The 6,072-nt window shown below is 70.8% G+C and carries 6 protein-coding genes; 4 read left to right on the top strand and 2 right to left on the bottom strand.

Annotation, left to right across the window (positions count from 1 at the left end; genetic code table 11):
* Positions 1–219: 219 nt before the first annotated feature.
* The 4 genes from KZC57_RS16045 (at position 220) to KZC57_RS16030 (ending at position 3,559) form a co-directional block, all read left to right on the top strand.
* Complete coding sequence (locus KZC57_RS16045) at positions 220–393, top strand: hypothetical protein (RefSeq protein ID WP_164498170.1); 174 nt, start codon at positions 220–222, stop codon at positions 391–393.
* Between the two features lie 61 nt (positions 394–454).
* Positions 455–1,741 (top strand): Na+/H+ antiporter NhaA, encoded by a 1,287-nt coding sequence (gene nhaA, locus KZC57_RS16040; protein WP_247642177.1) that lies wholly within the window; start codon positions 455–457, stop codon positions 1,739–1,741.
* A gap of 100 nt (positions 1,742–1,841) precedes the next feature.
* Entirely contained in the window at positions 1,842–2,990 is a 1,149-nt protein-coding gene (locus KZC57_RS16035) for a zinc-dependent alcohol dehydrogenase (protein ID WP_105949599.1), read from the top strand.
* Positions 2,991–2,992: 2 nt separating this feature from the next.
* On the top strand, positions 2,993–3,559 hold the full coding sequence (locus tag KZC57_RS16030) for a hypothetical protein (RefSeq protein ID WP_060921617.1): 567 nt from the start codon (positions 2,993–2,995) through the stop codon (positions 3,557–3,559).
* A gap of 30 nt (positions 3,560–3,589) precedes the next feature.
* Here the strand turns inward: KZC57_RS16030 and KZC57_RS16025 are convergent, their stop codons facing one another.
* Positions 3,590–5,725 carry a heavy metal translocating P-type ATPase gene (locus KZC57_RS16025; protein ID WP_247642176.1) on the bottom strand — a complete coding sequence of 712 codons (2,136 nt, stop codon included), beginning with the start codon at positions 5,723–5,725 and terminating at the stop codon, positions 3,590–3,592.
* Positions 5,726–5,792: 67 nt separating this feature from the next.
* Positions 5,793–6,053, bottom strand: coding sequence for a YHS domain-containing protein (locus KZC57_RS16020; protein ID WP_025103119.1), 261 nt, complete (start codon positions 6,051–6,053; stop codon positions 5,793–5,795).
* Positions 6,054–6,072: the final 19 nt, after the last annotated feature.

Here is a 6,072-nt window from a genome sequence, read left to right as displayed (position 1 = left end):
CCATGCACCGTATGCGTCAGTAATGCCACCTTAGCGCGCGTATGCACCGTATTCAACTGCACATGTGCAGTATCGCCGGTTTCCGGTACCGTAGGTCGCAGGTTCGACTCCTGTCGGGGGCACATACAGCAAGAGGGATCGTCCAGACGGACGGTCCCTCTTCTCGTTCCCCCGGAGGTCGCTCAGCGGGCCCGCCGCCCGGACCGGTAGCCTGGATCCGTGCCCTCCCTCCTCATCGCCGGTTCGACGCGCGCTCCGCGCCGCCTGTCATCCGCGACGCCGATGACGGAGTGGATGCGCGTGGTCCTGCACCCCGGCACCAACGGGTGGACGAGCGTCTGGGGCACCCTCTCGCACGGCGAGATCGCGGGCTGCCCGCCGCCACAGGGATAGGCCGCGCCCGGACGGGTGCGGCGCCATCACGTCACCCATCCATCTGCCGTGAGGTATCCCTGTGTCTTCTTCGTCGTCCCCTGCCCGATTCCGTCTCGCGCCGCATGAGCTCTGGCGCGGCATCCGCTCCACCGCCCGCAGCGACGTGCTCGGCGGCGGCCTGCTCCTGACCGCCACGCTCGCCGCCCTGATCCTCGCCAACTCCCCCGCTGCCCCCTGGTACGAGGCCATCAGGGACTTCCGCTTCGGGATCCCGGAGTGGCACCTCGAGCTCAGTGTCGGCGCCTGGGCCGCCGACGGCCTGCTCGCCGTGTTCTTCTTCGTCGTCGGACTGGAGCTGAAGGAGGAGTTCGTCGCCGGTCGTCTCCGTGACCCGCGCCGTGCCGCGCTTCCGATCGCCGCCGCGGTGGGCGGCGTCATCGTCCCCGCCCTCTTCTTCGTCGCGATCAACGCCGCGTCGGGCGCCGAGGTCCTCCGCGGATGGGCGATCCCCACGGCCACGGACATCGCGTTCGCGATCGCGGTGCTCGCCGTCGTCGGCCGCTTCCTGCCGCCCGCCCTGCGGGTGTTCCTGCTGACGCTCGCGATCATCGACGACCTCATCGCCATCACGATCATCGCCACCTTCTACACCGAGACCATCAGCTTCCCCTGGCTGATCCTGGCGCTCCTCCCCCTCGCGGGCTTCGCACTCGCCGTGCAGAACGGCATCCGGTCCTGGTGGATCCTGCTTCCCCTCGCCCTGGCCGTCTGGGCGTTCGTACATGCCTCCGGGGTGCACGCGACGGTCGCGGGGGTGCTGCTCGGCTTCATGGTGCCGGTGCGTCCGACGGAGCGCGCGCGGGTGCGGACCGGGACGGACGCCGACGGCGCCCCGGTCTACGACGGTCTCGCCGCGCACTTCGCGGATCGCTGGGGCATCGTGGCGACCCTCGTCGCCGTGCCGGTGTTCGCCTTCTTCGCGGCCGGGGTCGAGATCGGCGGCGTGGACGGCCTCGTCTCGGCGCTGACCGACCCCATCACGATCGGTATCATCGTGGGGCTCGTGCTCGGTAAGCCCGTCGGCATCCTGCTCACGACCTTCCTGTTGAGTCGCGTACCGGCCCTGCGCCTCGATGAGTCGCTGCGCTGGCCGGATCTCGCGGGCATGTCCCTGCTCGCGGGCATCGGGTTCACGGTCTCGCTGCTGGTGGGCGAGCTCGCGTACGGCAGCAGCAGCGTCGCGGACGATCACGTGAAGATCGGCGTGCTCGTCGGCTCGCTCCTCGCCGCGGTCCTCGGTGGCCTCGTGCTCGCGGCCCGCAGCCGTCGGGCACGCGCGGAGATCGGGTCCCCGCCCAGAGCCTGACCTCGGCCCGCTACGCTCCCCGGCGCCATCCGTCAATGCCCTGAGTCATCCTCGAGGCGGCGCCTAGCGTCGGTCACTCCACGTAGCGAAGGAGCATCCGATGAAGGCGATGACCTACCGCGGACCGTACAAGATCCGCGTCGAGGAGAAACCTGATCCGACGATCCAACACCCCAACGACGCGATCGTCCGGGTCACGAGAGCCGCCGTGTGCGGGTCGGATCTCCACCTCTTCCACGGCATGATGCCCGATACGCGCATCGGGCACACCTTCGGTCACGAGATCGTCGGGGTGGTGGAGGAGGTCGGCCCCTCGGTGGAGAGCCTGCGGGCGGGAGACCGGGTGATGGTGCCGTTCAACATCTACTGCGGCTCGTGCTACTTCTGCCGCCGAGGCCTCTTCTCGAACTGCCACAACGTGAACCCGAACGCGACCGCGGTCGGGGGGATCTACGGCTACTCGCACACGACAGGCGGGTACGACGGCGGGCAGGCGGAGCGCGTGCGTGTGCCGTTCGCGGATGTCGGCCCGTCGGTGATCCCGGAGTGGCTCGCCTCCGAAGACGCGCTGCTGCTCACCGACGCGTTCTCCACCGGCTACTTCGGCGCGCAGCAGGCCGACATCGCCGAAGGGGACACGGTGGTCGTGTTCGGCGCCGGTCCCGTCGGCCTGGCCGCCGCCCGCTCGGCCTGGTTCCTCGGCGCAGGCCGGGTCATCGTCGTCGACCACCTCGACTACCGGCTCGAGAAGGCGCGGGACTTCGCCTTCGCCGAGACGATGCACCTCCACGAAGCCGGTGACATCGTGCTCGCCCTGAAGAAGGCGACCGGCTACCTCGGCGCGGACGTGGTGATCGACGCGGTCGGCGCGGAGGCGGACGGCAGCGTCGTCCAGCATGTGACCGCCGCGAAGCTCAAGCTGCAGGGCGGTTCCCCCGTCGCGGTGAACTGGGCCATCGACAGCGCGCGCAAGGGCGGCACCGTGTCCATCCTCGGCGCGTACGGTCCTCTGGTGACCTCGGTGCGCCTCGGCGACATCATGAACAAGGGACTCACGGTGCGCGGCAACCAGGCTCCCGTGAAGAGGCAGTGGCCTCGACTGCTCGAACACATCCAGGCGGGGCACATCCGTCCCTCCGAGCTGCTGACGCATCGCTTCCCGCTGGAGCACATCGCGGAGGCCTACCACGTGTTCTCGTCCAAGCTCGACGACTGCATCAAGCCGCTCATCGTCGTCGGAGAGGAATGACCATGCCGTACGAAGGCTCTCGACCCATCCCCGCACCGACCCCCGAGGAGCTGCGTGCCCGGATCCCGGGCTGGGGCGCCGACCTCGCCCCCGAGCACCGCCGCACCTGGCAGCAGCTGGAGGATGTCGGCGACACCGGCGCGCATTGGGACCTCCCCGAGCGTCAGGGCCCCGACCGCGGCCGCGAGCGCTCCATCGAGCACGGGATGCTGCCGCCCGTCTGGGGCACCGCCCAGCCGCTGCACGGCCTGTCCGGCGCCATCCGGCGCGTGGCCTACGACCGGTTCAGCGAGACGAAGAACACCCGCTGGCTGCTGCTCGTGCTGGGCGACCGGGTCGATGCCGTGACGGCGCACGCGCGCTCCCTGCTCACCCGGCGACCGGACGACCCCATCACGCAGACCGGTGTCCTCGCGGAACCGCAGCATCGTCCGCTCGCGTCGCGGTTCGGACGGGGACGGATCGATCTCCGGCACACGTGGCTCGACCCGATCATCGTCGTGGGACCCTGGGTGCTGACGGTGGTCCTGAGCGTCCGCGCTCTCCGCCGTCTCGGCCGTCGGCACTGAGCCGGGACCGAGACGGCGGCGTGGTGGCGCTCAGCGCTGCAGGATGCCCGCGGTGACGACCTCCGGACGGAGATCGAGCCGCCGGAGCAGCTGCGCGTTGAGCGCCACCACGATCGTCGACAGCGACATGAGCACCGCGCCGACCGACATCGGCAGCACGAAGCCGATCGGAGCGAGCACACCCGCGGCCAGCGGGACGGAAAGCAGGTTGTACCCTGCCGCCCACCAGAGGTTCTGCGTCATCTTGCGATACGAGGCGCGGGAGAGCTCGATCACCGACAACACGGAGCGCGGGTCGTCTCCGGCGAGGATCACCCCGGCGGAGGCGATGGCCACGTCCGTTCCGGCGCCGATCGCCAGGCCCACGTCGGCCTGAGCGAGCGCGGGGGCGTCGTTCACGCCGTCGCCCACCATCGCGACCCTGCGGCCCTCATGCTGCAGCTCCTGCACCTTCGCGGCCTTGTCCTCCGGCCGGACGCCCGCGAACACACGGTCGATGCCGAGGTCGGCCGCGACGGTGTGCGCGACGGCTTCCGCGTCGCCGGTGATCATCACGACCTGGACGCCGAGCGCGTGCAGCGCATCGACCGCATCCCGCGACTCCGGACGCACCTCGTCCGCGAGCTTGAGCGCCCCGATGACGCGGCCGTCCCGCAACACGTGCAGGATGATCGCGCCGTCCGCACGCCACCCTTCCGCGACGGGGAGCTCGTGGGCATCCTCCTCCGTGAGCAGGTGCGGGCCGCCGACGCGGATCACGGCGCCGTCCACCGTCGCGGTCACCCCCACCGCCGGCGAGGAGGAGAAGTCGCGGCTCGCCGGCACGCGGAGCTCCTTGTCGCGAGCGGCCCGGACGATGGCCTTCGCCAGCGGATGCTCGCTGTCGGCCTCGGCGGCCGCGGCGAGCGCCAGCACCTCCTCCGCGGTCTCCGCACCGGCCACCGACACCTCGGAGACGACGGGCTCGCCCTTGGTCAGCGTGCCGGTCTTGTCGAACAGCACGGTGTCGACGGTGCGCATGCTCTCCAGGGCCAGCCGGTCCTTCACGAGCACGCCGCCACGGGCCGCGCGCTCGGTCGCGATCGAGACGACGAGCGGGATGGCCAGGCCCAGCGCGTGCGGGCAGGCGATCACGAGCACGGTGATCGTGCGGATGACGGCGTCGTCCGGCAGGCCGACCGCGCTCCACACCACCGCGGTGATCGCGGCAGCACCGAGCGCGAACCAGAACAGCCAGCCGGCGGCCGTATCGGCCAGACGCTGTGCGCGGGACGAGGAGTTCTGCGCTTCCGTCACGAGCCGCTGGATGCCCGCGAGCGTCGTGTCGTCTCCGGTCGCGGTGATCTCCACGCGGAGGCCGGAGTCGGTGGCGACGGTCCCCGCGGTCACCGCGTCGCCGGTCGTCCGTGTGACGGTGCGGGACTCCCCCGTCACCATGGACTCGTCCATCGAGGCGCGGCCATCGACGATCCGCCCGTCGGCAGGGATGCTCCCGCCGGGGCGCACCACCACGACATCGCCCACGCGGAGGTCCGACGGGGCCACCCGCACGACCTGATCGCCCTCGACGCGCTCGGCCTCGTCCGGCAGCAGCGCGGCCAGCGAGTCGAGGGCGGAGGTGGTCTGCGCCAGCGACCGCATCTCGATCCAGTGCCCGAGCAGCATGATCACGATGAGGAGAGCGAGCTCCCACCAGAAGTCGAGCTCATGATGCAGCAGCCCGAGACTCGCTCCCCACGACGCGACGAACGCCACGGTGATCGCGAGCCCGATGAGCAGCATCATGCCGGGCTGCCGGGCACGGATCTCGCTGACGGCGCCGGTGAGGAACGGCTTTCCTCCCCACACGTACATGACCGTGCCGAGGACCGGCGACACCCAGGCCAGACCCGGGATGTCGGGAAGCGGGTAGCCCACGATCATCGCGAACATGCCCGAGAGCAGCACGGTCGGCACGGCCAGGACGAGCATGATCCAGAACAGCCGCCGGAACTGGGCGACGTGGTCGCCGTGACCCGCGTGTCCGCCGTGCCCGGCGTGCGCACTGTGTCCCGTGTGGTCTCCGGGCGCGGCGTGCTCCGCGTGTCCGGTGTGATCCGCGTGCGTCCCGGTCCCCGCTCCCCCGGGGTGACCGTGCGCGGAATGGTCGTGATGCGAGGTGCTCATGTCTTCCCTCCAACGTCGATGATGCCGTGCGGGGCCGGATCTGTCGCGGCCCCGCACGGGTGGGGGCTCAGGCCGCCCTGGTGTACTTCGCGGGATCAGCGTCGAACGCCGGCCCGCAGCCCGCGCAGCAGAAGTAGTAGCGGGTGCCCTCGTGGTCGCGATACAGGCCCGCTGCCTCGGCGGTCGCGATCACCACGGGCGTTCCGGCCATCACCGGGCATTCGGCCATGCCCTCGGCCGGCACGGCGAGCAGGTCGGTGCGCCCTTCGGCGGAGACGCCGCTCTGGCGCGGGACGCTGCAGCAGGATCCTGCGGGGGAATCGGACATGTCGGTACTCCTTTGTCGT

This window comes from Microbacterium sp. KSW4-4 (assembly GCF_023091185.1).
GTDB lineage: Bacteria > Actinomycetota > Actinomycetes > Actinomycetales > Microbacteriaceae > Microbacterium > Microbacterium paraoxydans.
The sequence above is the reverse complement of the archived record's forward strand: the minus strand, read 5'-3'. Positions and strand labels throughout refer to the sequence as shown.

Excerpts from the sequence above, each read along its gene's own strand:
- KZC57_RS16035 (WP_105949599.1), top strand. The coding sequence starts at position 1,842 with ATGAAGGCGATGACCTACCGCGGACCGTACAAGATCCGCGTCGAGGAG.
- KZC57_RS16030 (WP_060921617.1), top strand. The coding sequence starts at position 2,993 with ATGCCGTACGAAGGCTCTCGACCCATCCCCGCACCGACCCCCGAGGAG.
- KZC57_RS16025 (WP_247642176.1), bottom strand. The coding sequence starts at position 5,725 with ATGAGCACCTCGCATCACGACCATTCCGCGCACGGTCACCCCGGGGGA.
- KZC57_RS16020 (WP_025103119.1), bottom strand. The coding sequence starts at position 6,053 with ATGTCCGATTCCCCCGCAGGATCCTGCTGCAGCGTCCCGCGCCAGAGC.